The organism is Faecalimicrobium dakarense, assembly GCF_000499525.1.
Lineage (GTDB): Bacteria > Bacillota > Clostridia > Peptostreptococcales > Peptostreptococcaceae > Faecalimicrobium > Faecalimicrobium dakarense.
In genome coordinates, this window is record NZ_HG529388.1 from 59,724 (window position 1) to 86,042 (window position 26,319).

22 protein-coding genes and 1 pseudogene are annotated in these 26,319 nt (G+C 28.5%); 18 read left to right on the plus strand and 5 right to left on the minus strand.

The window, feature by feature from the left end; genetic code table 11:
* Positions 1–107: 107 nt before the first annotated feature.
* From BN899_RS13430 to nhaC (BN899_RS13440), 3 genes are all read left to right on the plus strand, one after another.
* Positions 108–1,376 (plus strand): RidA family protein, encoded by a 1,269-nt coding sequence (locus BN899_RS13430; protein WP_042276323.1) that lies wholly within the window; start codon positions 108–110, stop codon positions 1,374–1,376.
* A gap of 837 nt (positions 1,377–2,213) precedes the next feature.
* Positions 2,214–3,383, plus strand: coding sequence for a MalY/PatB family protein (locus BN899_RS13435; RefSeq protein WP_042276326.1), 1,170 nt, complete (start codon positions 2,214–2,216; stop codon positions 3,381–3,383).
* Positions 3,384–3,503: 120 nt separating this feature from the next.
* On the plus strand, positions 3,504–4,964 hold the full coding sequence (nhaC, locus tag BN899_RS13440; RefSeq protein WP_042276328.1) for a Na+/H+ antiporter NhaC: 1,461 nt from the start codon (positions 3,504–3,506) through the stop codon (positions 4,962–4,964).
* 184 nt (positions 4,965–5,148) lie between these two features.
* On the opposite strand, the gene BN899_RS13445 is transcribed toward nhaC (BN899_RS13440), so the two are convergent.
* A complete protein-coding gene (locus BN899_RS13445) occupies positions 5,149–5,412 on the minus strand; it encodes a hypothetical protein (RefSeq protein ID WP_042276330.1) in 264 nt (87 codons plus the stop codon).
* A gap of 412 nt (positions 5,413–5,824) precedes the next feature.
* Between BN899_RS13445 and BN899_RS13450 the strand changes: the two genes are divergently transcribed.
* The 13 genes and pseudogenes from BN899_RS13450 (at position 5,825) to BN899_RS13505 (ending at position 20,684) form a co-directional block, all read left to right on the plus strand.
* Positions 5,825–6,079 carry a glutaredoxin gene (locus BN899_RS13450; RefSeq protein ID WP_042276332.1) on the plus strand — a complete coding sequence of 85 codons (255 nt, stop codon included), beginning with the start codon at positions 5,825–5,827 and terminating at the stop codon, positions 6,077–6,079.
* A 169-nt stretch (positions 6,080–6,248) separates the two neighbouring features.
* A complete protein-coding gene (locus tag BN899_RS13455; RefSeq protein ID WP_242824187.1) occupies positions 6,249–7,703 on the plus strand; it encodes a sigma 54-interacting transcriptional regulator in 1,455 nt (484 codons plus the stop codon).
* A 98-nt stretch (positions 7,704–7,801) separates the two neighbouring features.
* A pseudogene (locus BN899_RS21065) lies at positions 7,802–7,942 on the plus strand (AAA-type ATPase lid domain-containing protein); the annotation flags it as partial.
* A 21-nt stretch (positions 7,943–7,963) separates the two neighbouring features.
* Positions 7,964–8,299, plus strand: coding sequence for a hypothetical protein (locus BN899_RS19880; protein WP_242824188.1), 336 nt, complete (start codon positions 7,964–7,966; stop codon positions 8,297–8,299).
* A gap of 245 nt (positions 8,300–8,544) precedes the next feature.
* Positions 8,545–9,717, plus strand: a complete 1,173-nt coding sequence (locus tag BN899_RS13460; RefSeq protein ID WP_042276334.1) for a MalY/PatB family protein — start codon at positions 8,545–8,547, stop codon at positions 9,715–9,717.
* Positions 9,718–9,841: 124 nt separating this feature from the next.
* Complete coding sequence (nhaC, locus tag BN899_RS13465) at positions 9,842–11,284, plus strand: Na+/H+ antiporter NhaC (RefSeq protein WP_042276336.1); 1,443 nt, start codon at positions 9,842–9,844, stop codon at positions 11,282–11,284.
* A 427-nt stretch (positions 11,285–11,711) separates the two neighbouring features.
* Entirely contained in the window at positions 11,712–14,198 is a 2,487-nt protein-coding gene (locus BN899_RS13475) for a GH39 family glycosyl hydrolase (RefSeq protein ID WP_042276338.1), read from the plus strand.
* A 142-nt stretch (positions 14,199–14,340) separates the two neighbouring features.
* Entirely contained in the window at positions 14,341–16,056 is a 1,716-nt protein-coding gene (locus BN899_RS13480; protein WP_042276340.1) for a glycoside hydrolase family 3 protein, read from the plus strand.
* 26 nt (positions 16,057–16,082) lie between these two features.
* Complete coding sequence (gene pgmB / locus BN899_RS13485) at positions 16,083–16,724, plus strand: beta-phosphoglucomutase (RefSeq protein WP_042276342.1); 642 nt, start codon at positions 16,083–16,085, stop codon at positions 16,722–16,724.
* Between the two features lie 25 nt (positions 16,725–16,749).
* On the plus strand, positions 16,750–17,832 hold the full coding sequence (locus BN899_RS13490) for an alpha/beta hydrolase (protein WP_052356858.1): 1,083 nt from the start codon (positions 16,750–16,752) through the stop codon (positions 17,830–17,832).
* 246 nt (positions 17,833–18,078) lie between these two features.
* The gene (locus tag BN899_RS13495; RefSeq protein WP_042276344.1) at positions 18,079–19,185 is read left to right on the plus strand and encodes an alpha/beta hydrolase; all 1,107 of its coding nucleotides are present in this window, start codon (positions 18,079–18,081) and stop codon (positions 19,183–19,185) included.
* Between the two features lie 160 nt (positions 19,186–19,345).
* Positions 19,346–20,191 (plus strand): phosphatase PAP2 family protein, encoded by an 846-nt coding sequence (locus BN899_RS13500; RefSeq protein ID WP_042276347.1) that lies wholly within the window; start codon positions 19,346–19,348, stop codon positions 20,189–20,191.
* Entirely contained in the window at positions 20,166–20,684 is a 519-nt protein-coding gene (locus BN899_RS13505) for a hypothetical protein (RefSeq protein WP_042276350.1), read from the plus strand. Before BN899_RS13500 ends, BN899_RS13505 begins: the two co-directional genes overlap by 26 nt.
* Before the next feature lie 63 nt (positions 20,685–20,747).
* Here the strand turns inward: BN899_RS13505 and BN899_RS13510 are convergent, their stop codons facing one another.
* The 4 genes from BN899_RS13510 to BN899_RS13525 all read right to left on the minus strand — a co-directional run bounded on the left by BN899_RS13510 (position 20,748) and on the right by BN899_RS13525 (position 23,178).
* A complete protein-coding gene (locus tag BN899_RS13510; protein WP_042276353.1) occupies positions 20,748–21,335 on the minus strand; it encodes a 4Fe-4S binding protein in 588 nt (195 codons plus the stop codon).
* 2 nt (positions 21,336–21,337) lie between these two features.
* Positions 21,338–21,544 carry a DUF362 domain-containing protein gene (locus BN899_RS13515; RefSeq protein WP_042276355.1) on the minus strand — a complete coding sequence of 69 codons (207 nt, stop codon included), beginning with the start codon at positions 21,542–21,544 and terminating at the stop codon, positions 21,338–21,340.
* A gap of 208 nt (positions 21,545–21,752) precedes the next feature.
* Positions 21,753–22,511: a SagB/ThcOx family dehydrogenase gene (locus tag BN899_RS13520; protein WP_042276358.1), complete on the minus strand. Its 759-nt coding sequence runs from the start codon at positions 22,509–22,511 to the stop codon at positions 21,753–21,755.
* Between the two features lie 196 nt (positions 22,512–22,707).
* Positions 22,708–23,178 carry a cupin domain-containing protein gene (locus tag BN899_RS13525; protein WP_042276361.1) on the minus strand — a complete coding sequence of 157 codons (471 nt, stop codon included), beginning with the start codon at positions 23,176–23,178 and terminating at the stop codon, positions 22,708–22,710.
* A gap of 189 nt (positions 23,179–23,367) precedes the next feature.
* On the opposite strand from BN899_RS13525, the gene dltD reads away from it, so the two are divergent.
* Both dltD and BN899_RS13535 read left to right on the plus strand, forming a co-directional pair.
* The gene (dltD, locus tag BN899_RS13530) at positions 23,368–24,561 is read left to right on the plus strand and encodes a D-alanyl-lipoteichoic acid biosynthesis protein DltD (RefSeq protein WP_042276364.1); all 1,194 of its coding nucleotides are present in this window, start codon (positions 23,368–23,370) and stop codon (positions 24,559–24,561) included.
* A 561-nt stretch (positions 24,562–25,122) separates the two neighbouring features.
* Positions 25,123–26,319, plus strand: a 1,197-nt coding sequence (locus tag BN899_RS13535) for a methyl-accepting chemotaxis protein (RefSeq protein ID WP_042276367.1), incomplete at its 3' end; no start/stop codon positions are given.

The following is a 26,319-nucleotide window of genomic DNA, read 5'->3' on the forward strand; positions in this document are numbered from 1 at the left end:
ACATAATAATAATACCTATTGACATTAAAGCCAGTCCAAGGTTTAATATTTAATTAGAGGGGTTTTAATAATTCTATCAATAAATATGGCAAAAGGGGAATATTATCATGAATAACTATAACACAGTATTATCAAGAAACTCGGAAAATGTTATCAAAGACTCTGTATCTTCGCAAACTGTAGCTTTCTCTCATTACAATAATCTTTCAGCTCAATTACCTATTGATCAAGAAACTGGTGAATTAGTAGCTGGTGGTGTAAAAGAGCAGGCCAAACAGTGCTTTGAAAACATCAAGTCAATTGTAGAAAGCATCGATCATGTTATGAATGATGTTGTTAGAATCACTGTATTCGTTAAGAATATAAAAGATATGGATGCTGTAGACGAAGTTTATAAAACGTTCTTCCCAAGCTATGTACCTACACGTACGGTAGTAGCAGTTGCAGCTTTACCTATGGATGCTTTAGTTCAAATTGAAGCACTTGTTTCAAACGCTGAAGGTACAATTCCAAACGCACCACAAGCAGGGGACATAATAAAGCTTACAAATAACACAGCAAATGCGCCAATAAGCTCTCTATCTTCACAAACTGTAGCTTTTTCTCATTACAATAATCTTTCAGCTCAATTACCTATAGATCCAAAATCAGGTAGAGTTGTAGCTGGTGGTGTAAAAGAGCAGGCTGGACAATGCTTAAAGAATATCAAGGCAATTTTAGAAAGTATCGACGTTCCTTTTGACGATATTGTTAAAATTAATATATTCCTTAAAAATATTTCAGATATTGAAGCAGTAAACGAGGTTTATACAACATTCTTCCCAGACTCAGCTATCGCAAGGTCAGTAGCCTATGTACCTGCACGTACAGTAGTTGAGGCTTCAGCTTTACCTATGGATGCTTTGGTACAAATTGAAGCAGTAGTGTCACACGGAGATGGAACACCTCCACAAGCTGTTGAAGATAGGCATGGACTAATTATAGAAGCAAACAATACGGAGAATGCACCAAAAAGTTCTCTACATACACAAACTGTAGCTTTCTCTCATTACAATCATCTTTCAGCTCAATTACCTTTAGATGCAAAAACTGGTGAAATGGTAGATGGTGGTGTAAAAGAACAGGCAAAGCAGTGCTTAAATAATATCAAGGCAATTATAGAAAGCGTTGACCACGTTATGGACGATGTAGTTAAGGTAAACGTATTCCTTAAAAATATTGAAGATATGGACGCTGTAAACGAAGTTTACACAACATTCTTCCCAAGTGGTGCTCCTGCACGAAGAATAGTTGGGGTATCAGCTTTACCTAAAGATGCTTTAGTACAAATAGATGTAGTTGTATCAAATGCTGAAGGAACACCTCCAAAAGCATAACATGCATTTGTTTGTAAATACAGGAACTATCAAAGTTACTTGTTAATGGCGAAGGTGAATGCGAAATCACATATCCTAATAGTAAAGAAAGGGAGCTTAAAATATTTTTTAGCTCTCTTTTTTTATTTTTCGTTTATGCTAAGAACTTTATTATTGGACCTTGAGCCTTTTGATCTAACCATTTGAGCAGCTAATTTTTTAGCCTAAGCTTTTGAGCCACTGTGTGGGCGACCCTACCTTTATATTCTTCAAACTTCAAAGTACCAGAGCTTCTAATCATTGCTTGCTCTGCTATAATCCATGTTCTACATATCTTTTTAACATCTTCACCAGTATCAAAATTGATGTTTTGATTTGAGGTAATAACGGAAGTTGAAGTTATTATCGATCTTTTTATGCCGCTGTAAATAATCGTGATAAACCTTATTTGATGAAAAGATAAATATCATTGTCACCTAACTTGTTCTACCAAATGTGAGAAAGTTGTCCAAAGAACGCAAAATATATGAGATATATTTATATATCTATCTCGGTATCCCCCGAACTAGATTAGAAAATATATAAAATCTTTTTAATTTAGTCAAATAAAATAGATTTAATGGGGTAAACAGTACACCTATTAAACCGATTTATTTTGTTTATGGGTTAAACGCATAAGAAAATTTATTAGGTTAAAAAATCAGTTAAAGAATAATATTATTCATTAAACTTAAAATAAAAAATATTTTTATTGAAATCTCAATAATTTTGACATATATAATATAAAAAAATAAATTTTGGCACACATATTGCTATATATGTAAGATGGAATTTAAAAACACTGGAGGTATAGCAATTATGAGTTATAATTTTGATGCTGTAATTGACAGAAGTAACAACTTTGCAGCAAAGTGGTCAGAAATGGATAAAAAATATGGTACTAATGATCTTTTACCTATGTGGGTAGCAGATATGGATTTTAAAACAGCACCATGTATAATTGATGCTCTTAAAAGTAGATTAGAACAAGGTATCTACGGATACACAACTAGACCTGCATCATACAATGAATCTATAGCAAACTGGTCAAAGAGAAGATATGGATGGAATATAAAACCGGAATGGTTAATATTTAGCCCTGGAGTTATTCCAACTATAAGTATACTAATACAAGAGATGACTAAAGAAAATGATAAAATAATGATACAAGAACCAGTTTACAGTCCATTTAATAGTGTTGTAAAACAGAATAAAAGAGAGCTTGTAATAAGTCCATTAATTAAATTAGAAGATGGAAATTATGTTATGGACTATGAAGATATAGAATCAAAAATTAAAGATGTTAAAATATTTATACTTTGTAATCCTCACAACCCAGTAGGTAGAGTTTGGACTAAAGAAGAGTTAAAAAAATTAGGGGATATATGTATTAAGCACAACGTATTGGTAATATCAGATGAAATACACAGTGATATAATATTTAAAAATCATAAACATATCCCATTTGGTTCAATAAGTGATGAATTTGCACAAAATAGTATAACTTGTATGGCTCCAACAAAAACATTTAATATAGCTGGACTTCAAACATCTCAAGTTATATTGCCAAATGAAGAACACTACAAGATACTAGATGATGCTTTTATAAGATTAGATATAAGAAGAAATAATGCATTTAGCTTAGTGGCTACAGAGGCAGCTTACAATCATGGAGAAGATTGGTTAAATGAATATCTTGAATATATAGAAGGAAATATTGATTTTGCTATAAATTATATAAATGAAAATATACCATCTTTAAAAGTTAAAAAGCCAGAAGGAACATATTTATTATGGGTAGACTTTAGTGATACTGGATTAAGTGATGAAGAAATTACAAAAGCTTTAGTTGAAAAAGGTAAAGTAGCTTTAAATAGTGGAGACTCTTTTGGTACTGGTGGAAAAGGTTATCAAAGAATAAATATTGCATGTCCAAGATCTATGGTTGAAGGTGGGTTAAATAGAATTAGAGAAGCTATAATGAGTTAACCATAATCTAGCTTAAATTTATTTAAGCTAGATTATAATAATCTTGAAAACGTTATCGAAAATATTTATAAAACAATTAAAAAATATTTTAAATAGAATAAAAATGGGTGGAGAGCTAATATGAATAAAAATATAGAAAAAAGAAAACCTACATTTAAGTTTGCAGCATTAGTAATGATTGCAATTATATCTTTAACTACAGTTGGTATGGTTGTATTTAAAGCATCTATAACAACAATGTTTTTATTATCATGGTTAATAGTAGTACCAGCAGCAATGAAATTAGGATACACTAATAGCGAAATTGAGGATTTAGGATTTGAAGTAGGAAAGGGCGCTTTTCAATCTAATTTAATTATACTTTCTGTAGGAGTATTAATTGCTACTTGGATAGCAGCAGGTACTATTCCTACAATAGTTTACGGTGGACTTACAATAATAACACCTAAATATTTCTTAGTTACAACATTACTAGTGTGTTCGTTAACATCTATAGCTACAGGAACTTCTTGGGGTACTTTAGGAACTTCTGGTATAGCTTTAATGAGTATTGGTACTAGTATGGGAGTTCCAGGTGGTTTAACAGCTGGTGCAATAATATCTGGTGCATTTTTCGGTGATAAGATATCACCACTTTCAGATTCTACAAACCTAGCAGCTGCAGTTTGTAAAACAAATGTTATGACTCATATAAAACACATGGTTTCGTCAACACTTCCAGCTTATATAATTTGTATTGTTTTATATACAGTTATAGGATTTAAATATGCTAACAACACTATAGACTACAATCAAATAAATCAAGTAATGGAAGTTTTAAATACTAACTTTCATATCGGTTTTGTTGCTATAATTCCAATAATATTTTTATTTACTTTATTATTGTTACAAAAGCCAGCCATAGTGTCTATACTAGCTTCTGGAGCATTAGGTGCAGTTATTGCATTTTTCCAAGAAGGAGAAAGTATTAATAGCTTATTAAATGCTATGCTTAATGGTTTTTCTATAGATACAGGTCTTACTTATACAGACCAATTACTGAACCGTGGAGGTATAATGAGCATGGCTGAAACTGTACTATTAGTATTTATAGTATTTGTAATAGCTGGTATCCTTCAAAAAACAGGTTTTTTAGATGTACTGTTACAACCTATATTAGATAAAATAGGAAATTCTAGAACTAAATTAGTTGGATCTACATTTATCGCTAGTTATCTTGCAAATGCGTTTAGTTCTTCTATGATGTTTACTTCTGTATTTGTTGGTACTATAATGGCACCATTATACAAGGATTTTAAGTTGAAACCAGAAAACTTATCTAGAATCATACAAGATACTGCAACACTTGGTGCTCCATTAATTCCTTGGAATTCTAATGCAATATTTTGTAGTCAAACTTTAGGTGTTAGTGCGTTTGAATTTATCCCATACTGCTTCTTAAGTTGGATAACTCCAGTAATAACATTTATATATAGTGTGACAGGATTTACAATGAACACTTATACAGATGAAGAGCTTAAGGCAATTGAAGAATCTGATAAAGAGTTTAAGAGAATTGAGGAATCTGTAGAATTAATATAAATAAAGATTAATATTTAAATTTAGACCCATTATGAAAAAGACATAATGGGTCTTACAATATTTTAATATGAAAGAAAGATACTCTTACTTTTGATAGGTATAGAGTATCTTTTTTAATATATAGGAGCCTAGTTAAAATTAAAAATGAAGTAATATCACAGCTTATAAAAAGTATAAATAGACATTATTTTATAGATGCTAATTCGATTGTATTTATTGTATCAGCAGGATATTCAAAAATATAACCTTTTAATTCTATATCATAATGACATAAAGGGTTTTTACAAACTACATATGATATAAATTTATATTTAGTTTCCGTATCTTCAGGTTTTTCCTTAGAGCTTACTTTTTCAAGATCATCTAATCTTAAATTATATGAAAGTTTATGCTCGCACTTTGGGCACTTAATATTAAAATCATGATTTATAGGAGTTTTTAAACTCATAAAATATACCTCCAATATTATAATTTTATTTAATGTATATAAATTAAACTCGAATTTTTATAAATATTTTCTCCTACTTTATTTATAAAATACATAAATAATTGTATTTATAAATGATATCAATTTAATAGATATAATGAATCAAACTTTAGTCGAAAGTAAAAATGGGTTAAATAAGATAAATATTGAAACTATTTAACCCATAAAAAATAAAAAGTATTTAGATAATAATAAGTATTATTAAATCTGCAAAAATTAATGGATCAAAACATGGCTAAAATTACACGAAAAAATAAATATAAAATAAAATTATATATTTTAACTAGTTTGGCACACTTATTGCTTTATATAAAGTTACTAACTCTGAGACTTATCAGAGAATAAAATTAAAAAATTTAAGGAGAATATTATCATGAAAATAACAGTAGTAGGAAGTCACTTATGCCCAGACACATTATACGCACTATGCCAATTAAGAGGAAAGGATATAGAAGTTGATTTTAAAGATTTATCAGCAAGCTTACCAGATTTAAAAGAGTACTTAGCACTTCGTGATGGCTTAGAAATATACAGTGGTATAAAAGCTGCAGGTGGAATAGGAATACCATGTTTCGTATTAGAAGATGGAACTAAAACATTAGATTTAAATGATGTATTAGGAAAATAATTTAATATTAATTTTTAGATAAATATAATTTACAAATAAGCCACTTTTTATAAAATAGGTGGCTTATTTTTTTATCATTAGAAATAGTAATGCCTAAGCTTTGATTTTAATGTAAATTATTGCTATAATCGGTTGTAAGAAATATATTAATAGGGTATGAGGAGTAACCATGGAAATCAGAGAATTAGCTATAATAACATTAAAAAAAGATGCAGGAGAAATTTATGCAAAACAAATAAAATATTTTTTAGGCGATAATATAAAAATAAACTTGTACTCTTTTGAAGAGGGGAATATTAAACTATTAAATGAAAAGGTAATAGTTCTTTCTGTGAAGTTAAAGTATGATGATATTTCATCTATGTGTGCAAAAGATGCACAAATAGTAATACCAAACCTAACTTTTGAAAAATCTAGTTTTAAAAAAATATCAAAGGTAGATAAGAATAAGACTGTATTTGTGTATAATTTGTCTAAAAGTATGGCACTTGAAACTATAACCATTATACGTAGACTGGGAATTAATATACCTAACCTTATACCTAGCTATCCTGGATCTGATAATATTTTACCTAATTCTATAGTTTTGACACCAGGAGAAGAAATTTTTATAGAATCTTATAACTGTGAAATAATAGACCTTGGCTATAGAATAATAGACTTAGGATGTATAGCTGATATAGCAATTAAGTTAAACTTGGAACATTTAATAAAAGAAGATTTACTAAATAAGTTTATAGATAAAATTGTACCAACTAGCTATATTACGGAAAAGCTTTTATTAAGCCAAACTAAGCTAGAAAATAAGTTTGACTTTTTATTATCTTATATAGATGAAGGGTTAGTATGTATAAGTGAAGATAAAATAGTTCAGTTTTATAGTCATGCAGCTAGAGAAATATTAGGTGTAAATGATAATGAAATGATTGGAAAATACATTGGAGATTATATAAAGTCTTTCAATTTTAGTCAAATAAAAAAGGAAAATACAAACCTACAAAAACTTGTTAAGGTGAATAATATAGATATAAATCTAGATATTAGATATACAGAAATAAATGGATTTAGTGGGTTTATAATAAAGATTGCTAAGTTTTATGAGGCTGAAAAAAAGCAAGCAAAGCTTAGGGCTCAACTTATGAATTCTGGAAATGTAAGTAAATATCACTTTGATGATATAATTGGATGTAGTGAAGATATTTTAAATAGCAAAAAAATTGCACATAAAATGGCTCAATCAAATTCATCTATATTAATAATAGGTGAAAGTGGTACAGGTAAAGAACTTTTTGCTCAATCAATACATAATGCATCATCTAGAAAACAAGGACCATTTGTTGCTATAAACTGTAGTACTTTCCAAGAAGGACTTTTACAAAGTGAACTTTTTGGATATGATGATGGTGCTTTTACAGGGGCTAAAAAAGGTGGAAAAATTGGACTTTTTGAACTTGCAAATAAAGGAACTATATTTTTAGATGAAATCGGTGAGATGGACTTGGGTTCTCAGGCAAGTCTTCTTAGGGTTATACAAGAAAAACAAATTAGAAGAGTTGGTTCAGATAAAGTTATTGATGTAGACATAAGAATTGTAGCAGCTACAAATAGAGATTTAAAAAATTAGTTTGTGAAAATAAATTTAGAAAAGATTTATTTTATAGATTAAATGTTCTTCCTTTAAAAATAAGTCCACTAAGAACTCGTATAGAAGATTTATTTTTAATATTTGATTCGTTTAAGAAAAATTTAGATGTTCATTTTAATCTATCAAATGAAGTTGTAGATATATTTAAAAGATATAATTGGGAAGGTAATATAAGAGAATTAAGAAATTTAGCCGAATATTGCTCTTATTTAGATAAAAGTATAATAGAAGTATCTGATTTGCCCGACTATATCCTTGAATCTTCAGAAACTAAAAATCAATGTTTAAAAATGTTAGAAGAAAAAAACTATGAGAAGTTTAAATTTAAGAGAGATTTAAATGATTATATTTTTGTATTGGATAAAATAAATAAAGCTTATGATCTTAAACAGAGAATAGGAAGAAGAAAAATATATGAATATGCAATAGAGGAAAAAGTATTCTTGACTGAACAACAAATAAGAAGTATTCTTCTTGAGCTTCAGGACTTTGAACTTGTAAAAGTTTTATCTGGTCGTGGTGGATCTATAATCACTGAAAAGGGAAGAAAATTTCTAAAACAAAACGAAAGTTAAAATGTAGATTATATATAAAGGCTTAATGGGGTAAATGGTATACCCTGTTAGGCCTATTTATTTTGTTAATGGGTTAAATATATAACAAAAATTTGTAAATAAGAAATGTGAGATATAAAAGCATGAAAATGTATTCCTTGGAATTGCAGGGCTTCTAATATATAAAAATGTAAAATATAAATTTTGGCATATATATTGCTTTATATCTAAAGTGTAATTAAAAAAGTACTGGAGGTATATAAGTTATGAGTTATAATTTTGATGCTGTAATTGACAGAAGTAACAACTTCGCAGCAAAGTGGTCAGAAATGGATAAAAAATATGGAACTAACGACCTTTTACCTATGTGGATAGCAGACATGGATTTTAAAACAGCTCCATGTATAATTGATGCACTTAAGAGTAGGTTAGAACAAGGTATTTATGGATACACAACTAGACCGGCATCATACAATGAATCTATAGCAAACTGGTCAAAGAGAAGATATGGATGGAATATAAAACCGGAGTGGTTAATATTTAGCCCTGGGGTTATTCCAACTATAAGTATACTAATACAAGAAATGACTAAAGAAAATGATAAAATAATGATACAAGAACCAGTTTACAGCCCATTTAATAGCGTTGTAAAACAAAATAAAAGAGAGCTTGTAATAAGTCCATTAATTAAATTAGAAGATGGAAATTATGTTATGGACTATGTAGATATAGAATCAAAAATTAAAGATGTAAAAATATTTTTACTTTGCAACCCTCATAACCCAGTAGGTAGAGTTTGGACTAAAGAGGAGTTAACAAAACTAGGAGATATATGTATAAAGCACAATGTACTAGTAATATCAGATGAAATACACAGTGACATAATACTAAAAAATCATAAGCATATTCCATTTGGTTCAATAAGTGAAGAGTTTGCACAAAATAGTATAACTTGTATGGCTCCAACTAAAACATTTAATATAGCAGGACTTCAAACATCTCAAGTTATATTGCCAAATGAAAAACACTACAAAATATTAGATGATGCTTTTATAAGATTAGATATAAGAAGAAATAATGCATTTAGCTTAGTAGCTACAGAGGCAGCTTATAATCAATGTGAAGAATGGCTAGATGAATATCTTGAATATTTAGAAGGTAACATAGATTTTGCTATAAATTATATAAAAGAAAATATACCATCTTTAAAAGTTAGAAAACCAGAAGGAACTTATTTATTATGGGTAGATTTTAGTGAGACTGGATTAAGTGATGAAGAAGTTACAAAAACCCTAGTTGAAAAAGGTAAAGTAGCTTTAAATAGTGGAGATTCTTTTGGCATCGGAGGAAAGGGATATCAAAGAATAAATCTTGCTTGTCCAAGAGTCATGGTTGAAGATGGATTAAATAGAATTAAGAAAGCTATAATGGAAAAATAATAAACTTAGCCTAGCTTAAAATTAGTTAAGCTAGGTTAGAATAATTATGAAAACGATATCAAGGGTTTTTAATAAAAGGATTAGTGTATTTTAGAGAAAATGTAAAATAGGTGGGGGAGTAAAAATGGGTAAAAATAATATAGAAAAGAGAAAACCTACATTTAAATTTGCAGTATTAGTGATTGCTTCAATTATATGTTTAACTACATTTGGTATGCTTGTATTTAATGCATCTATAACAACGATGTTTTTATTATCATGGTTAATAGTAGTACCAGCAGCAATGAAACTAGGTTATACAAATAGTGAAATCGAAGAACTTGGGTTTTCAGTTGGAAAGGATTCATTCCAATCTAATTTAATTATACTTTCAGTTGGTGTTTTAATAGCTACTTGGATATCAGCAGGTACTATACCAGCAATAGTTTATGGTGGTCTAAAAGTAATAACACCAAAGTACTTTTTACTTACAACATTAATAGTATGTTCTCTAACATCATTAGCAACAGGAACATCTTGGGGAACTTTAGGAACTTCAGGTATAGCATTAATGAGTATAGGGACAAGTATGGGAGTTCCTGGTGGCCTTACAGCTGGTGCTATAATCTCAGGTGCATTCTTCGGGGATAAAATGTCACCTTTATCAGATTCTACAAACCTAGCGGCAGCTATTTGTAAAACTAATCTTATGACACATGTAAAGCATATGATGTTTACAACAGTACCATCATATATAATATGTATTGTTTTATATACTGTAATAGGATTTAAGTATGCAGATAACATACTAGACTACAACCAAATAAATGAAGTAATGACAACTTTAAATGCTAACTTTCATATAGGATTCGTAGCAATAACTCCGATAATTTTATTACTAGCTTTATTATTATTACAAAAGCCACCAATAATATCTATATTATGGTCATCAATGTTAGCGACAGTAATATCAGTAGCTCAAGAAGGCGAGAAGATAGGGGATTTATTAAATTATATGTTAAATGGATTTTCTATAGATACAGGTCTTGTATATGCAGATAAATTATTAAATCGTGGTGGAATAATGAGTATGGCAGAAACTGTATTATTAGTACTTATAGTATTTGTTATAGCTGGAGTACTTCAAAAGGCAGGGTTTTTAGAAGTATTATTACAACCAATGATAGAAAGAATTGGTAACTCTAGAACTAAATTAGTTGGATCTACATTTATAGCAAGTTACTGTGCAAATGCATTAAGTTCGTCTATGTTGTTTACAGCCGTATTTGTGGGAACTGCAATGAGCCCATTATTCAAAGAGTTTAAATTAAAACCAGAAAATTTATCTAGAATGATAGAAGATACATCAACTCTTGGAGCTCCATTGATTCCTTGGAACTCAAATGCAATATTTTGTAGCCAAACTTTAGGGGTAAGTCCGTTTGAGTTTATACCATACTGTTTCTTAAATTGGATAACTCCTATAATATCATTTACATATGGAGTTACTGGATTTAGTATGAAGACTTATACAGAAGAAGAACTTAAGCAAATTGAAAAAAACGATAAAGCTGAACCAGTAATATAAATAAAGGAGTAGTTAGAAATGAAGTTTCATTATTATTATATAATTCAAGATTTTATAGGTGTACTTATGGCATTTGTAGGTATTAGAATGCTTTTATTAAGTATGAGAATAATTTTATCTGGAAAAAAAATCTAAAAACACAATATTACTTTTTACTAATTATAGTTTAATTACACTTTCAGGAATTAATTTATTAATTAATAACTTTGGATTAAAGCCTTGGATTATAAGTATAATTTTGGTACTTTTTAGTCTAGTAATTACACAGAGAGTTAGTATTAAGGAAAAATAAATAATATCTAATTTAAAACCCATTATGAAAAATACATAATGGGTTTTAAAATATAATAGAAACTATTACTGCTTTAAAAAGATTAGAATCTTTGATAGAATATAAAACTATATAAAATAATGAGGGAGAAGCTAGATGAATTCTATTTATGAATCTATTAAATTTAGTAGTAAAATGCAGATGAATATATTTATACATAGTGTTAACTATGTACAAAACCATTGGCATGAAAGTTTAGAGATTTTATTTGTTTTAAAAGGAAATGTAAATATCGTTATAGATGATACCTTATATAATTTAAACCAAGAAGATGTTATAGTAATCAATACGAATGAAGTACATACAGTAAGTTCTAACGATGATAATATGATATTAGCACTTCAAATTCCTATTGATTTTATAAAATATCATTATGAAGATATAGAAAATATAAAATTTAATTGCAATTCAGTATGGATCAAAAATGAAAATAAAGATATTATTGATAATATTAGACAAATCTTAGCTAAGACTATGTGGACTTATAGTAAGGATGAAGAAGACTGTGAAATTAAAATACAGGCTTTGGTACTAGAACTAGTCTATATACTATGTAGAAACTTTAAAGAAAAAGGTAGTTTGCATAATAAAAATAGCAACAAGTATTCAGAAAGATTAAAAAGAATCATAGAATATATTGATAAAAACTATAAAGAAGATATAACACTTAATAGTGTAGCTAAAAGAGAGTATTTATCTAGTGCGTATTTATCTAAATTTTTCAGCAAATATATAGGTAAAAATTTTAACAATTATGTAAATAGCATAAGATTAGAACAAGCTGTAAAAGACTTAATTTATACAGATTTACCAATAACAGAAGTTGCTCTTAGTAATGGATTCAGCAATGAAAAAACTTTTTTTACTTTATTCAAAGAAAACTATGGGCAAACTCCAAACTCATATAGAAAAAAAATAAAGGCTAATTTAAAAGAAGTAAAGATAAAAGATAAAAACTTTAACTATGTAAAAATAGATGAAGATAAAATATATACTTCTCTTTTCAAATACCTAGATTTAAAAGGAGAAGTAACTGAAAATAAAATAATAAATAAAAATAATACAAATATTGATCTAAGCCAAGAAAAAGAGAAAATAAAACATAAATGGAAGCTACTTACAAATATTGGTAGAGCTAGAGATGGATTGATAGAAGAGGTACAAAATCAATTAAAAATAACACAACGAGAAATTGGATTTAAGTATATAAGGTTTCATGGAATATTTGATGATGAGATGAATGTTTACGACGAAGATAATAGTGGAAATGTGATTTTAAACTTTTCTTATATAGATAGATTATTTGACTTTTTATATAGTATCAATCTAAGGCCATTTATTGAATTAGGATTTATGCCTCAAAAACTGGCCAAAGAACAAGTAAAAATATTTTATAGGCCAACCATAATTAGTCCACCTAAGGATATAAACAAGTGGAATAAATTAATAGAAGAATTTATAAATCATTATATAAAAAGATATGGATTAGAAGAAGTTAAAACTTGGTACTTTGAGGTGTGGAATGAGCCTGAAATAGATAATTTTTTTGGCTTCAAAGATGTAAATGAGTACTATAGACTATATGAAAACACATATAAGACTATAAAATCTATATCTAAAGGTCTAAAGGTAGGTGCACCAAGTATAAATTTTATATGTGATGCAAGTTATAAATGGACAAAAGATTTTTATAATTTTTACTATGGTAAGGGAATAGTTCCTGATTTTATGTATAGTCATAGTTATACCTATAGTATGAATATTGACCTAAAAGAAATTGATATTAATGCACTTAGTGAAAATGGTATTTTCCCTAAAGATGAAAACTTTTTATACAATTATATAAAGGAAATAAAAGAAAAAACAAATGAAATAAATAAAAAAGAAATGGATTTATATATAACAGAATGGAATGCCTCTCCAAGCCATAGAGAATTAACCCATGATACTTGCTACAAATCAGCTTTTATAGTAAAAAATATTGTTGAAAATATGGATAGTACAGAGTCTTTAGCATATTGGGCTATTACAGATTTTATAGAAGAATTAAGATTGCCGAAAGAAGTATTTCATGGTGGGGTTGGATTAATAACTATAAATTCAATAAAAAAAGCTGCATACAATGCTTTCTATTTACTATCAAAGCTAGGTAATATATTTGTAGATAAAGGTGATGGATTTTATATAACTAAAAATAGTAGGGGATATCAAATAATTTTATATAACTATTGCCATTTTGATAAATTATATATGTCTATGGATACTTCAAAGATAACATTCAAAGATAGATACAATGTATTTAAAAATGATAATCCAAAAGAATTTAATTTTAAGTTAGAAAATATAAATGATGGAAAATATGAAATAAAAGAATATAGAGTAAATAGAGAACAAGGAAGTTCTTTTGATGCTTGGGTGGAAATGGGAGCTCCAACTTATTTACAAGCAGAAGAAATTAAATACTTAAAAGGAAAATCAAACCCAGGATATAAAAGAAAAAATGAAAATGTAAAGAAATATTACAAAATAAATACAATACTAGAGCCACACGAAATAGTATTATATGAAATAAATAACCTATAAAAATTCGCTTTGCTTGAGCAACGCGAATTTTTTTTTGAAGAGGACAAAAATTTACAGTGTTTAGATAAAAAAACTGAACGTATTTATTTTCTAAAACATTTAAAATTAAATTAAGAATTATGAAATCTATGGAGGAGTTAATATGAATAAATTTATTAGGCTTAAAGGGAAACCGTTTTACTTAAATGATAAAGATGTTGCTTGGGTAGAGGAAAAATTAAATAATATGACTTTAGAAGAAAAAATAGGTCAGATATTTTGTTTAATAGCTTTTTCGGATGATAAACAATACCTTAAAGGATTATTAGATACAGTTAAACCTGGAGGAATAATGTGTAGACCAATGCCTCTAGAACAAGCTATAGAAGCGAATAGATTTTTACAGGAAAATTCTGATATTCCAATGTTAATAGCTGCAAACTTAGAAAAAGGTGGAAATGGAGCTGTTTTAGAAGGAACAAGTTTTGGATCACCTATGGAAGTTGGAGCTACTAATGATTATAAACAAGGATATAGATTAGGTGATGTTTGTGGTAGAGAAGGTTTGGCAGTAGGAATTAACTGGTCATTTGCACCAATAATAGATATAGATTATAACTTTAGAAATCCAATAACAAATACAAGAACATTTGGTTCAAATCCTGAGATAGTGAAAAATATGGGAGCTGAATACGTTAAAGCAGTTCAAAAATATGATATGGCAGCATCTATAAAGCATTTCCCTGGAGACGGAATGGATGAAAGAGATCAGCATTTAGTAACTTCAATAAATAGCATGAGCTGTGAAGATTGGGATAAAACTTATGGAGAAGCTTATAGGGAATCAATTGAAGCAGGAGCTAAGACTGTAATGGTAGGTCATATAATGCAACCTGAGTATTCTAAAAGGTTAAATCCAGAGTTAGAAGATAAAGATATATTACCAGCTTCTTTAGCACCAGAATTAGTTACAGGACTATTAAAAGAACAGCTAAACTTTAATGGTTTAGTAGTTACAGATGCATCAACTATGGCTGGAATGATAATTCCTATGCCGAGAGAAAAGGCAGTACCACAGGCGATAGCAGCAGGATGTGATATGTTCTTATTTACTCGTAATTTAGAAGAAGATTATGGATTTATGAAAAAAGGTGTTGAAGATGGAATAATTACAAGTGAGCGTTTAGATGATGCAGTAACTAAGGTTCTTGGACTTAAGGCATCATTAAAGCTTCATACTAAAAAAGAAGAAAATACACTATTACCAACTCTTGAGAATGCTAAAGAAATAGTTGGTAACAAAGATCACTTTGAATGGTCAAAGGAGTGTGCAGATAAATCTATAACTTTAGTAAAAGAAGAAAAAGATGTATTACCTATATCACCTGAGAAATTCAAAAAAGTTCTTTTATATTATATAGGAGCTGGAGCAAGTGAATTCTATGGAGCAAGAGCAGGTGTAGATAAAATAGTAAAAGATAAATTAGAAAAAGAAGGTTTTGAAGTAGATATATTCAATCCTGGTGAAGGATTTGAAGGAATGGTTGCACCGTTCTCATCAGTAGTTGGTAAATATGATTTAATAATTTATGTTTCGAATTTAGCAACTAAGAGTAATCAAACTATAGTAAGAATAGAGTGGGATGAGCCTATGGGAGCTAATGTACCTATATATATGGAAATGGTACCTACTATATTTATTTCAGTAGAAAATCCATACCACTTAATAGATGTACCTCGTGTAAAAACATTTATAAATACTTACCATAGTTCAGATATAGTGTTAGATTCATTATTTGAAAAATTAATGGGAAGAAGTGAATTTAAAGGACAAAACCCAGTTGATCCATTCTGTGGTATGTGGGATACAAGATTATAATTAAAAAGCACTTTAAGGAGAGTACCATGGAAATAAAAGCAGTAATATTTGACTTAGATGGAGTTATAGTTTCTACTGATGAATACCATTACAAGGCATGGAAAAGTATAGCAGACAAAGAAAATATAGATTTTGATAGAACTATAAATAATAGATTAAGAGGAGTAAGTAGAGCTGAAAGCTTAGAGATAATATTAGAAGATTCTAATAAAAAATACACTCAAGAGGAAAAGCAAATTTTATTGGAAGAAAAAAATAATGTATATAAAGAGCTTTTAAAAAATCTTTCTTCTTTAGATATATTACCAGGTGTAAATGAAGTTATGAATTATTTAAAGTCTAAAAATATAAAAATAGCTATAGGTTCTTCAAGTAAAAATACTTCTTTAATACTTGAAAAAATAGAATTATCAAATTACTTTGATGAAGTAGCAGATGGAACAATGATAAAAAAATCTAAGCCAGATCCACAAGTTTTCATATTAGCAGCAGACAAGCTAGAAGTATCACCAAAAAATTGTTTAGTAGTTGAAGATGCAGAAGCAGGAGTAAAAGCTGCCCTTAATGGAAATATGAAGGTTGCAGCAGTAGGGGATGCTATAAAGTGTAATAAAGCTACTTATAATTTAGATAAACTAATAAATCTAATTAATATAATCAATAAATAATACTCTAAAAACTATGAGGTGGAATATGTATAAAGACTTAGTAAAAAAATTAGGGGAAAATAAAAAAGTAGAAATAATAAATGGTCAAGAGATAATTATTAAAAATGTTCCGGATGCAAAAGAAGAAGGAAATTTAGACCCAAGAGTAATGGATGTAATGTTAAATCCAGATAAGTATCCATATGAAAATAAAAATGCTGATAAAGCTTATATATTCAATAATTTTTCAGTAGGAATGATTCGTAGTATTTTTGGGTGGGATAATGAAGATTTAACTAATGGAGAAATTGAAACAACTCATAAAATAATAAAAGGTGAAAATGGAGATATACCTGTTAGAATATACTCACCAAAGTGTGATGAAAAAATGCCAGCATTAGTATTTATTCATGGTGGTGGATTTATAGCTGGTAGTGTAGATGTAGTTGAAAATCCATGTAAACTAATTGCAAAAAAAGCTAATGCAGTAGTTATATCTGTAGACTATAGATTAGCACCAGAAAATCCATTCCCAAAAGGATTTACAGACTGTTTTGATGTAATCAAGTGGGTATATAATAATGGAGAAGAAATTAATATAGATTCAAATAAAATAGGTGTAGCAGGTGATAGTGCTGGAGGTAACTTATCTGCAGTTTGTACTTTAAAAGATAGAGATTTAGGTACTAACATGATAAAATATCAAGCATTAATATACCCTGCAACGATAATCTCAGATAAAGAATATCCATACTACAATTGGAGCATAGATGAATATGAAATGAAGTCTAACGAAGAACTTATTAAAAAGGCTATATGTGCACTTGGAGATGCAACGGCAATGCTAGATTTATATATGACAGATAAGTCTCTAGCAGAAGATAAATATGTATCACCTCTTTTAGTAGAAGATTTAAGTAGCCTTCCGAAAACTTTAATGGTAGTTGGAGAATATGACTTTATAAGAGTTCAAGGAGAGGCATATTCAAAGAGGCTAAAAGAAGCAAATGTTAATTGTAGAACTATAAGATACAGAGGTATGGATCATGCATTTATTGATAAGCTAGGACTATATCCTCAAGCAGAAGATTGTATGAATGAAATAGCTAATGATTTAAAATCTCTTTAAATAAAAAATTCGCTTCGCTCATGTCGCTCAAATGCTTCGCCAACACGTTGCTCAAACGACTGCGTCCGTTGCTCAATTTTAGAGGTTGGGATTATAAAAATAGGATTTAAGAATTAAATAATAATCTTTGAAATAAAAAAGAAACGCATATTTAGTAATAGATAAATATGCGTTTCTTATAAAAGATATGAAAAACGTTTTCAAAGAAGTTATAAAATATATAGTAATAAAGGGGATAAAAGATAAATGAGTAGAAAATATTCTAAAGAATTATTAGATAAAATTGTAGAAAGACAAGAAGTGGTTGATATTAAAGGTGCACAAGTTTTAGTTAAGAAGTTACCTGATAGTGATGAAATAGGAGCAATGGATACTCGTCTTTATAATGATACTAAAAAACAAATGACAATAATGAGACTTATGCCTAAGAGTATGATGAAAATGGATACTTCTCCAAAGTCAATATTTAAATTAAGAAATATGTTTGGTGAAGTTAAAAGTAATCCGATAGTTGAAAAGAATATTGATATTATAAATGAGCACGTTGAAGCGATTGATGGATATAAAATACCAGTACGTATTTATAAATCTGAAACTATGAAGGAAAATGCGCCGATTCTTTATTTCATCCATGGTGGAGGATTCTTTGGAGGTTCTCCTGATGTTGTTGAGGAGTTAGTAAAGTTAATTGTTGAAAAAACAGATATATTAGCTTTATCAGTTGACTATCGTTTAGCTCCAGAAAATCCATATCCAACTGGACATGAGGATTGTTACTCTGTATTAAATTGGATTTATGATAATGCAAAAAATTTAGGTGGAGACAAAAATAATATATTTGTAGCAGGAGATAGTGCTGGCGGAAATTTAACTCAATACTGTACTACAAAAGATTTTGAATCTAATTTAGGTATGGTAAAAGGACAACTATTACTTTATCCTACTGTAAATATGGCTAATATAGAAGATGAATTCTTTAAATGGAGTAAGGATGAGTATGAAATGCATTCTAAACATAGGCATGGTATAGAGATGATGTTAGACATGTTTAATGGTTTATCAGGAGGATTAAAAGATATTTTAGGAACTGATGACATTAAAAATGGATATTTAACTCCATATATTAGAGATGCAAAGGGATTACCACCTACGTTTATTACAGTTGGAGAACATGACTTTTTAAAGGTAGAATGCTTAGCTTATGCTTCAAAGCTTGCTAAAGCAGGGGTTGATACAACTACTGTACTATACAAAGGCTTTGGTCATGCATATGGAGACAATATAGGTGTTTACCCACAAAGTGAAGATTGTGCAATTGAAATGGGGAATTTTATTTTAAAATATAGTAAGTAAAATTCGCTTCGCTCATGTCGCTCAAATGATTCGCCCACACGTGGCTCAAACGACCTAAAAATCAGGTCCGTTGCTCAAGCCTAGCGGTTGGGATTATAATTTATCCAAAAACCAGATAATTTATAATCCCTTAGTATATAAAATTTAAAAGGGGATTTATATGAAAAATAAATATAAAATTGGGTTATTGATTATTGGGGCTTTATTAGTAATATTTGCATTTAAGGATTTAGATATATCTAATGCAGTTTATAATCCTACAAGTAAATTTGGTTTAATATTTGAAGCAATTGGAGAATTCCCTGCTGCAGTTATAGCGACATTTTGTATAGTTAGTTTAATGTTAACTAGGAATAAAGAAAAATCATTAAAATACAATTTAGGAACAGTTGCTTATATTGCTTTATTGTTATTATCATCATCTATGGCAGCATTTTTACCAATAAAATATTTTCATGGACCTAAAATATTAATTCCTATACTTATGGCTATATACATAGGTGTTTCTTATATTATTGCTAAGAAGTACTCTGTTACTAATAAAGAAGAGTTACGTAGAGCTGCGATTATAGGAGTATTAACATTTGTATTTGTAGTAATTGCTTTTAATTCTATTAAATTATTATGGGGGAGAGAGCGTTATAGACATATGATTGAAGTGGGTTCTTTTGAAGGATTTTCGATTTGGTTTATTCCTCAAGGGTTAGCATCTGGAAATGAATTTATGTCATTCCCTTCAGGGCATAGTGCAAATGCTGCAATTATGATTTGGATTACATTAATACCAACATTTATAACAAGCTTAAGGGATAAGAAAAATTGGTTTATAGGCTTTGCAGCCTTATGGGTAATACTGGTACCGGTTAGTAGAATAATCGTTGGGGCTCACTTCGCATCAGATGTTACTATGGGAGTGACTATAACATTAGTAATATTTACATTGTTAAAAAATAAGTATATAAAGAATTGGGAGAATGAAAATGAAGAAAAAATCATACTTACATAATTACATAATTAAGAAAAGTATTATTAATTTTTGGATTGTTAATGCAGTAATTAATGCAGTGATTTTCATAATCCAAACTACTGATAAGACTAGATTTTTTACAACTTCAGAAATTGCCTTAGACTATTTAGTATCTATTTTAATTTTAGGAATGGCATGTTCACTTACGGGATTTCCAATGATAAAAAAGGATATTGAAAAAGGTATTGCACCTGAAATAGATTATAATAAAGAAGATCATATAATTGCGAAGCATTTTCCAAAGAATAATATATTAAAAGCTATAATATTAACTATTGTAGCGATTATGTTAATAATACCATTCTTTATAGGAATTCCAACAATGTTTGGTATGGTAAAATTAAATTTCACACAGGCACTTATTTTAAAAACTATTGCAACTGGATTTGCTGGTGTAGTAGTTGGATATTTTGTTATGATACTTACATTAACTGAAAATAAATTAAACTTGAAACTTAATAAAGGAATGTAGAGTTAAAAAAGATGATGTCTGTTAATGTTACAGGCATCATCTTTTTTATAAAATTGTAGTTTTTTATATTTTATTTGGGTCATATTTAGCTTTTGATATTAATTGAGTCATTGTACCCATTGGGCAATATACGCACCAAGATCTAGGCTTATATAATAACATAGTGATTATTCCAAGAATTGTAGATGTAAGCATCATACTATAAAATCCAAATGCAAATTGTGCTATCCATGGTGATACCATGCTAGTATTTACCCAATTCCAAGGTAATTTAAATGTCCAAAGTATTTTTATTACTTCTCTTAATTCATTAGTTCCATTAAACACTAAATAAGTATTAAATAACATAACTACAAACATAGTCATGAAGAACGTTAGAAATCCATATCTAAATGACTTGCTTCTTAAGAAACTAGGTATATTTCTATTTTTTGATAATTTTAATTTATTACCCATAAGATCTAACAATTGACCTCTACCACAGTAAATATTGCAATATGATTTACCACCATCAAATAGAGATATTATTAGAGGAATAAAGAAACATAATAATCCTAACCAAGCAAACAATATATTAAATAAACCTAAAAATAAGTAAAGACTACTTATTATCCACATATAGTCTGTAAATTTTTTATTGTTTTTCCTCATAATTAATTAGCAACCTCCATCATCTGAACCTCTATTACAGATGCTGGGCAAACTCTAGCACATTTACCACACCCAACGCATTTATCATAGTTTATTTTAGCAAATACCCCTTGTTCTATGTGTATTATTTGTAAAGGGCATACTTTTACACAAGTACCACAAGCAACACAATAGTTCGTGTCTATTATTGCTTTTCTTTTTTTAGCCATTATCCTACCTCCATATACTAATATATTTTGATTATATTACTTTAATATATAAATTTAAGTGATAATGTCACATAATAATTGAATTGAAGCATCTTTATTAGGATGGAAGTATAAAATTTAATATTAAAACAAAAAAAGATGCTTTTAACAACAAAAGCACCTTTTGACTTTATACAAAACTATCTATACTCATTACTAAATAACTTTATTATAGCTTTTTTCCTAAACAAGCCATATAAATTACAAATTCATTTTCACCATCTAAATCTAACATATTATCAATTATATCCTGATCATATATTCCAATAGCACAAGTCCCGTAGTTAAGGGATTCCGATGCTATATAAAGATTTTGACAAACATGACCAATATCTATAAGTATTTTTTTATGAGCAGTTATACTAAATCTATGCTCACTTCTATAGGGAATACAGCTCCAAGCAAATACAACGGCACTTTTAGAAACGAAATCTTGAACAAAAGGCTGGTTTGGAGTTGCTTTATTTATTTCATCATCTATATTTTCTAAAGATTTCATAAAGATAAGTTTATGCTCTAGAGGTAAATATCTGTAAACTCCGCATTTTAAATCAGTAACATTATTTATTATTAAATATGTTTCAAATGGATGAGTACAACCAGCGGAAGGCACTGTTCTTAGTGCACTGAATTTATTCTTTACGCTTTGAATTCCTTGAGTTGCCCAAAGTAAATATGAAAGTTCATCTAAATTTATTTTTTCGTTACTATATTTTCTTACACTTCTTCTATCATTTATACAGTCTAGTACGTTAGGTTTAACTAAAATATCTTTACTTATAGGAGGTAATTCTATTAAATTTGAATCCGTGTCATATTCTTTTTGAAAAGAAGGAGCAGGAATTCCTTTTTGTTTATCCGTTTTTATATGTTTTAGTACTTCGAAATCAGCTTTAAAAAATTCTCTGTTTTGTTTAATTTTATCCATGGTTGTCTCCTTACAAAATTTATAGTTTTTTATATTTATCGTAACATATATATATTTATACGGTATGTGATTATAATCACAAGAGTTTTTATAGATTAATATAAGGGTATATCTCAAATAGAATTTTAGCGATTAATAAATTCTATTTGAGATATACCCTTGTGTTTTAAAATATGACTGTAGAGTTATGTATATTTTATCTAGTTAACTTCTTTATTACATCTTCTAGATGTGGATACATATTTAAAAGTTGATTTCTTTCAAATAATTCAAAATCATCAAAAGTAAATGCAGGAGCTACCATACATCCAACTAAAGAAAATCCATTATTATTCATAGCAGAACCAAATATATATCCCTTAGGAACTAAAACTTGAGGAACTTCTCCATTTTCTATATCTAATCCTAACTGCTTAGTTATAAGTTCGCCATCTGGTGTTATCATGTATATAGTCAGAGCTTGCCCATCATGGTAATACCACATCTCATCAGAAGTTAATCTGTGAAAGTTAGAAACTTCTCCAGTTTCAAGTAAGAAATATATACTACTAAATAATTTCTTATCTTCTCTAAATGAATCTTTTGATAATACTGATTCTTTAAAGTACCCTCCCTCCACATGTGGTGTCATATCTAATTTTTCTATATAATACTGTGCTGATTTCATGTTGTACCTCCTAATTATAATAAACTTATTATATCATATTAAAAAAATATATAATCACAACAGGACAAAGCAAAAAGTAACAAAAAGTAACAAAGAAATAAATTATATAGACGAAATAAATCAAAAATGCAATACTAATATAATGTAAATATGCTTAATTGATTAGATTAAGGGAGTTAGGAGAGTAGTATGAAAAAATTAGGTTATATATTTATGCCTGTTATAATAGGTGTAATATTTGTATTATCAATAAATGTATTTTTAGATTTTGAGATAAAAAATTTATTAAAAGAAAAAGACTTAACTAAGATAATGAATGACCCAATAAGTGATACAAAAGATAAGGGGAGTATAGCAAATAATTATTTTTTAGAAAATAAAGATATTATGATGCTGGGGTCATCTGAATTAAGTTCTGCTATAAAGAGACAACATCCAACGAATTACTTCAATACAAATAGGAGTAAAAATGGTTTAGCAGCTATAGGAAGGCCATTTACTCAAAGTCTTCAACATACAACAACATTGGGGAGTTTAAATCCAGATATTAAAGATAGAAAAGTTGTTTTATTAGTATCTATGCAGTGGTTTATGGATAAAGAAGGTGTTAGTGGAGATCACTATCAACTTAGATTTTCACCATCACAATTTTATAATTTTTTAGATAGTAATAAATTATCTAAAGATAGTAAAAATAAGCTAGTTGCTAGAAGTGAGAAACTTTTAAGTACATCTAACGAATATAAGCCGGAATATACTTATGCAAAACTATACAATTCAAATGATTTTAACTCAGAAACAGAGAAGTTTTTATTAAAACCATACTTTGAGCTAAGAAAATATTTTGTAAGACTTAAAGAAAAAGGATTACTTTATAAGAAGTTATTACGTTCAGAAAATGCAAAACAACATAAAGAAAAAGGAACAATTGATTGGGAAAAAGAAAAAAGCATGGCTATAGAGGATGCTAAAGAGAGAGTTGGTAATAACGAGCTAGCTATCGATCAATATTATTATAATGAAAACTTTAAAGATGGAATAGATAAATTTAAGGACAGATATAAAGACGTAAACTTATTAGATTCTGTAGAGTTTAAGGATTACGAGCTTGAATTACAAGTGTGTAATGAGTTAGGAATAAAACCAGTAATTGTAGTTCTACCTTCTATGGATAGATATTATAACTTAACTGGTATATCGAAAGAAGAAAGACATGAATTTTACGATAAAGTAGTAGATGAAGCCAAAAAATATGGCTTTGAGTCAATTGACTTAAGAGATAAAGAGACAGAAAAATATTATTTAAGAGACGTTATGCATCTTGGAGCTAAAGGATGGGTAGATGTTTGTGAAAAACTATATAAAAAGTTTGAACAACAATAAATAGTTAATAACGAATTTTAATAAGAAAGTATTAATTAAATTATACAAAAATAAAAAAAGGTGTATTGAAATAATTCTATGAGTTATTTCAATACACCCTTTTGATTTAAAAAATAATATAGAGTCATATTATTTTTTGTCTAATTTATAAATTATTTGTAAAGTGTTGTATATTTAAAATCTTAAATAAACTTACAGCAAAAGAAAAAATTTTACATAATATCTAAAGTTTTTCATTATTTAGCCGTATAAAAAAGAGGCGAACTATTTAAGTTATAAGGGTAATTGGAAAATACAATTATTAGAAATGACATCAGCAATATTAATGTGCACTATAAAAATAGAAAAGTGTATAAAAACATAATAAATTATATGTGGTTTAAACACAAAAATCATAAATATTAAAATAATATAGCTATATATATTCAAAAGGTATTTTATCTAGGGGTTAGACATCAAAGAAAAGGCAACGTTGGCTATTAAATTTATTATTAAGCTAGAAAAAATTATTGCATGATGTACCAAAATTATGACAAACAGGATTATGGGGAGGAATATGTAATGAAAAACTTAAAAATAGGCAAAAAGCTATTTTTAGCCTTTGGTATTTTGTTGATGCTTACAATATTTTCAAGCTTTTATACAATATCTAAATTAAAGCAATCAGAAAAACTAAGCCAACAATTATTTACGGGGCCTTATGTAACGACAACTGAATCTATGGGGATTCGGAGAGATTTAGTTGCTGTTGGAAGATATCTAGGTAATGCAATTATGGAAAAAAACCTTACATTATATAAAGCTAAAATGGTGGCTGAATTTGATAGTATTTCACAAAGGCTTAAGAATATTAGAGAAGCTTTTAGTGGAGATCCAAAGTTTGTTGACAATCTTGAGCAATCAGTTAATGCTTTAAAACAGGAATGTGATAAAGTTCTTGCACTTATAGAACAAGGTAATTATGAAAAAGCAGTAGAAATAACTGAGCCAAATACTCCATACTTTAATGCATACGACAAGTGTGTGGATGATGCAGTATCTTTTAATCAGGAAGTAGAAGCTGATGCTATTAAATTTAATAAAGGAGTATCAGAGACATCTAAAAGAGCAACTTTCGCCTCTATAGCGATCAGTGCATTCACTGTAGTATCAGGAGTAGCTATATGCATATTTATAACAAAACGTTTAAAACAACCAATTGAAGAAATAGAAATAGCTGCAGACAAAATGGCTGATGGTGACTTTGATATTACTATTAATTATGAATCGAAAGATGAATTAGGTTCTTTAGCAAATAGTATGCGTAAAATGAGTAACACAACTAAGGAAATTATAAATGATACAGTTCGTGGTTTAGGAGAAGTAGCATCAGGTAATTTTGATATTGAACCTGAAGTAGAATTTATAGGCATATTTAAAGAAATTGAAAACTCAATAAATAAAATAACTCATGATCTAAGTGAGACAATGTCTCAAATAAATGTGGCTGCAGAAGAAGTAGGAGCTGCATCAGATCAAGTGGCTGGTGGATCACAAATGTTATCACAGGGTGCTACTGAACAAGCAAGTGCAATTCAAGAATTATCTGCAACTATTATAGAAATATCTGACAAAATAAAAGATACTGCAGATAATGCTAGAAAAGCTAATTCTTTAACACTAAGTTCAGCACGACAAGTTAAAGATGGAAATGAGCAAATGAAACAAATGGTTAAAGCTATGGAAGAAATTTCATTTACTTCTAATGAAATTGGAAGG

What these genes read in the sequence shown, in the direction of transcription:
- dltD (WP_042276364.1), top strand. Translation starts at nt 23,368, where the DNA reads ATGAAAAAATTAGGTTATATATTTATGCCTGTTATAATAGGTGTAATA.
- BN899_RS13525 (WP_042276361.1), bottom strand. Translation starts at nt 23,178, where the DNA reads ATGAAATCAGCACAGTATTATATAGAAAAATTAGATATGACACCACAT.
- BN899_RS13435 (WP_042276326.1), top strand. Translation starts at nt 2,214, where the DNA reads ATGAGTTATAATTTTGATGCTGTAATTGACAGAAGTAACAACTTTGCA.
- BN899_RS13510 (WP_042276353.1), bottom strand. Translation starts at nt 21,335, where the DNA reads ATGAGGAAAAACAATAAAAAATTTACAGACTATATGTGGATAATAAGT.
- BN899_RS13430 (WP_042276323.1), top strand. Translation starts at nt 108, where the DNA reads ATGAATAACTATAACACAGTATTATCAAGAAACTCGGAAAATGTTATC.
- BN899_RS13445 (WP_042276330.1), bottom strand. Translation starts at nt 5,412, where the DNA reads ATGAGTTTAAAAACTCCTATAAATCATGATTTTAATATTAAGTGCCCA.
- pgmB (WP_042276342.1), top strand. Translation starts at nt 16,083, where the DNA reads ATGGAAATAAAAGCAGTAATATTTGACTTAGATGGAGTTATAGTTTCT.
- BN899_RS13505 (WP_042276350.1), top strand. Translation starts at nt 20,166, where the DNA reads ATGAAGAAAAAATCATACTTACATAATTACATAATTAAGAAAAGTATT.
- BN899_RS13520 (WP_042276358.1), bottom strand. Translation starts at nt 22,511, where the DNA reads ATGGATAAAATTAAACAAAACAGAGAATTTTTTAAAGCTGATTTCGAA.
- nhaC (WP_042276328.1), top strand. Translation starts at nt 3,504, where the DNA reads ATGAATAAAAATATAGAAAAAAGAAAACCTACATTTAAGTTTGCAGCA.
- BN899_RS13495 (WP_042276344.1), top strand. Translation starts at nt 18,079, where the DNA reads ATGAGTAGAAAATATTCTAAAGAATTATTAGATAAAATTGTAGAAAGA.
- BN899_RS13475 (WP_042276338.1), top strand. Translation starts at nt 11,712, where the DNA reads ATGAATTCTATTTATGAATCTATTAAATTTAGTAGTAAAATGCAGATG.
- BN899_RS13515 (WP_042276355.1), bottom strand. Translation starts at nt 21,544, where the DNA reads ATGGCTAAAAAAAGAAAAGCAATAATAGACACGAACTATTGTGTTGCT.
- BN899_RS13480 (WP_042276340.1), top strand. Translation starts at nt 14,341, where the DNA reads ATGAATAAATTTATTAGGCTTAAAGGGAAACCGTTTTACTTAAATGAT.
- BN899_RS13450 (WP_042276332.1), top strand. Translation starts at nt 5,825, where the DNA reads ATGAAAATAACAGTAGTAGGAAGTCACTTATGCCCAGACACATTATAC.
- BN899_RS13490 (WP_052356858.1), top strand. Translation starts at nt 16,750, where the DNA reads ATGTATAAAGACTTAGTAAAAAAATTAGGGGAAAATAAAAAAGTAGAA.
- nhaC (WP_042276336.1), top strand. Translation starts at nt 9,842, where the DNA reads ATGGGTAAAAATAATATAGAAAAGAGAAAACCTACATTTAAATTTGCA.
- BN899_RS13460 (WP_042276334.1), top strand. Translation starts at nt 8,545, where the DNA reads ATGAGTTATAATTTTGATGCTGTAATTGACAGAAGTAACAACTTCGCA.
- BN899_RS13500 (WP_042276347.1), top strand. Translation starts at nt 19,346, where the DNA reads ATGAAAAATAAATATAAAATTGGGTTATTGATTATTGGGGCTTTATTA.
- BN899_RS13455 (WP_242824187.1), top strand. Translation starts at nt 6,249, where the DNA reads ATGGAAATCAGAGAATTAGCTATAATAACATTAAAAAAAGATGCAGGA.